Source organism: Candidatus Pelagibacter sp. HIMB109 (genome assembly GCF_052048155.1).
In the GTDB taxonomy this organism is placed as follows: Bacteria; Pseudomonadota; Alphaproteobacteria; order Pelagibacterales; family Pelagibacteraceae; genus HIMB114.
In genome coordinates, this window is sequence record NZ_JBNAIK010000014.1 from 1 (window position 1) to 2,852 (window position 2,852).

Sequence of the window (2,852 nt, forward strand, 5' to 3'; positions counted from 1 at the left end):
TTCCCAGGTTATATTTTAGTTAAATTAGATATGACAAATGACGTTTATCACTTAATTAAATCATTGAAAAAAGTAAGTGGATTTTTAGGTCCGCAGGGAAAACCATCCCCAATATCAGAGGAAGAAGTAAATAAAATTGTTGGAAACATGGAGGAAAGTGTAGCAAATCCATCCTCATCCATTACCTTCCAAGTTGGTGAGCAAGTTAAGGTTTGTGACGGCCCATTTGCCTCATTTAATGGCTCAATTGAAGAAATTGATGAAGATAAATCTAGACTTAAGGTCTCTGTTTCTATATTTGGTAGGCCGACACCAGTGGATTTAGATTATTCACAGGTTGAAAAGGTTTAAAAGATTATGGCAAAAGAAATTGCAGGTTATTTAAAGTTACAAATTAAAGGCGGGCAAGCTAATCCAGCTCCTCCAGTTGGGCCAGCATTGGGACAAAGAGGAATTAATATTATGGAATTTTGCAAGGCATTTAACGATAAAACAAAAGATAGAATGGGACAACCAGTTCCAGTAGTTATCACAGTTTATAAAGATAAAAAATTTGACTTTGTAATAAAAACTCCACCAGCTTCACATTTAATTAAAGAAGCCATTAAATTAAAATCTGGATCAAAAGAGCCAGGAAGAGTTGTTGCAGGATCGATTACAAAAGAACAATTAAAAAAAATAGCTGAAGCTAAAATGACAGATTTAAATGCTTTTGATATTGAAGAAGCTATTAAAATTATTGCAGGATCTGCAAGATCAATGGGGATTCAAGTTAAGGAATAGTTTATGAAGTCTTTAGAAAAAAAATCAAAAAGATTTAAATCACTTTTAAAAGATCTTGATCAGTCTAAATCATATAAAATTGAGGAAGCAGTAAAACTTATTAAAGATAGATCTAAAACAAAGTTTGTTGAGTCTATTGATTTAAGTTTAAACTTAAATATTGAAAAAACAAAATCAGATCAAACTCTTAGAACTACGGTAGATCTTCCGCATGGAAATGGAAAAAAGATTTCAGTCGCTGTTATTTGTGCTAATGATAAAATAGATGAAGCTAAATCATCTGGAGCGGAAAAGGTAGGTTCTGAAGATTTAGTAGAGGCTATAAATAATGGAAAAATAGATTTTGATATATTGGTTTGTACGCCTGATATGATGTCAAAAGTTGGAAAATTAGGAAAAGTATTAGGACCAAAAGGTTTAATGCCAAACCCAAAGTTTGGAACAGTTTCTCCAAATATTAAAAAGGCAGTTGAAGATATTAAAAAAGGAAAAGTAGAAATTCGATGTGATAAAGATGGAAATTTATCTTTATCAATTGGAAGAGCTAACTTTGATGATAAAAAAATTATTGAAAATTACAAAAGTGTTTTAGAAGTTGTGGAAAAAGAAAAACCAACAGGTTCTAAGGGTAATTTTATAAATTCAGCTCATGTTACTAGTTCAATGGGCCCGTCAACAAAAGTTACACTAGGAGCATAACTTTTATTATGAATAGAATTGAAAAAACAAATTATATTAACAATCTTAAAAAAGATCTTGAGGCAAACAATGCAATGATGGTCTATCATTACGAAGGCCTAAATGTTAATCAACTTGATGAATTAAGAGAAAAAATGAGAGCAGCAGGAGCTTTGCTTAAAGTAACAAAAAATAGAATTACAAAGTTGGCTTTAAAAGAAACATCTTATTCTGAAGCTGAAAATTTATTTACTGGACCAACAGGAGTAGCGCTATCAAAAGACCCAATTACTTTAGCAAAAATCTTAGTAAATTTTCAAAAATCTAACGATAAGCTAAAAATAGTTGGTGGAATAATGGACACCAAGCTTTTAGCCCCTTCAGATGTGGCTGAAATTGCGACATTACCGACACTAGATGAGGCGAGAGCTAAAATCGTTGGAATTTTACAGGCACCACAGCAAAAATTATTAAGTATTTTACTTGCGCCGGGACGAAAAATAGCTAATTTGGCGCACGCTAAAAGTTTGAAAAAAGATTAACCTCGAGGGAATAAATAAAATGGCAGATCTAAATAAAATTGTTGATGAATTATCAACTCTATCAGTTGTGGAAGCTGCAGAGCTTTCAAAGTTATTAGAAGAAAAGTGGGGCGTAACAGCAGCAGCACCAGTTGCAGCAGCAGCGGCTCCAGCAGCAGGCGGAGCACCAGCAGAAGAAAAAGATGAATTTTCTGTTGTTCTATCTGCAGCAGGCGATAACAAAATTGGAGTAATTAAAGAAGTAAGAGCTTTCACTGGATTAGGTTTAAAAGAAGCTAAAGATTTAGTTGAAGGTGCTCCAAAAGAGTTAAAAGCTGGCGTAAATAAAAAAGATGCTGAAGAAGTTAAGAAAAAATTCGAAGCAGCAGGCGCTAAAATAGAACTTAAGTAACTAACTAGGAATTTAACAGCCTGATTAATTTATTTAATCAGGTAAATTTTATATGGAATTATCGTTTACTGATAAAAAAAAGATCAGAAAAAGTTTTGGTAAGTTAGAAAATATCGTAAACATACCAGACTTAATTGAAGTTCAAAAAAAATCTTACGATAGTTTTTTACAATTTAACGAAGACAATAAATCAGGATTAGAAAAAGTATTCAAGGAAGTTTTTCCAATTGAAGATTTTGCTGGCTTGGCAACAATTGAATACGTTAGCTATAGATTTGAAAAAGAAAAATATGATGTTGAAGAGTGTAAACAAAGAGGATTAACTTATTCTGCTCCTCTAAAAGCTACGTTGAGATTAGTTGCTTACGATGTAAATGAGGAAGAACAAACAAAACAAATTCTCTCAGCAAAAGAACAGGAAGTTTACATGGGTGATCTTCCGTTAATGACACCTCGAG

6 protein-coding genes are annotated in these 2,852 nt (G+C 32.5%); all 6 read left to right on the plus strand.

Features of this window, described 5'->3' with window-relative positions; translation table 11 throughout:
- The coding region (gene nusG / locus ACTTAQ_RS05925) for a transcription termination/antitermination protein NusG (protein ID WP_440696412.1) at window positions 1–351 on the plus strand (351 nt) is incomplete at its 5' end.
- A 6-nt stretch (window positions 352–357) separates the two neighbouring features.
- Entirely contained in the window at window positions 358–783 is a 426-nt protein-coding gene (gene rplK, locus ACTTAQ_RS05930) for a 50S ribosomal protein L11 (protein ID WP_009360095.1), read from the plus strand.
- Between the two features lie 3 nt (window positions 784–786).
- Window positions 787–1,482 carry a 50S ribosomal protein L1 gene (gene rplA / locus ACTTAQ_RS05935; RefSeq protein WP_440696414.1) on the plus strand — a complete coding sequence of 232 codons (696 nt, stop codon included), beginning with the start codon at window positions 787–789 and terminating at the stop codon, window positions 1,480–1,482.
- 8 nt (window positions 1,483–1,490) lie between these two features.
- Window positions 1,491–2,003: a 50S ribosomal protein L10 gene (gene rplJ, locus ACTTAQ_RS05940; RefSeq protein WP_440696416.1), complete on the plus strand. Its 513-nt coding sequence runs from the start codon at window positions 1,491–1,493 to the stop codon at window positions 2,001–2,003.
- Window positions 2,004–2,022: 19 nt separating this feature from the next.
- Window positions 2,023–2,394, plus strand: coding sequence for a 50S ribosomal protein L7/L12 (rplL, locus tag ACTTAQ_RS05945; protein ID WP_440680040.1), 372 nt, complete (start codon window positions 2,023–2,025; stop codon window positions 2,392–2,394).
- Between the two features lie 52 nt (window positions 2,395–2,446).
- On the plus strand, window positions 2,447–2,852 hold a 406-nt coding region (locus tag ACTTAQ_RS05950; RefSeq protein ID WP_440696418.1), incomplete at its 3' end, for a hypothetical protein.

Bases quoted from the DNA above. Each gene is read 5' to 3' on its own strand.
- rplA (WP_440696414.1), top strand. From the start codon at position 787: ATGAAGTCTTTAGAAAAAAAATCAAAAAGATTTAAATCACTTTTAAAA.
- rplK (WP_009360095.1), top strand. From the start codon at position 358: ATGGCAAAAGAAATTGCAGGTTATTTAAAGTTACAAATTAAAGGCGGG.
- rplJ (WP_440696416.1), top strand. From the start codon at position 1,491: ATGAATAGAATTGAAAAAACAAATTATATTAACAATCTTAAAAAAGAT.
- rplL (WP_440680040.1), top strand. From the start codon at position 2,023: ATGGCAGATCTAAATAAAATTGTTGATGAATTATCAACTCTATCAGTT.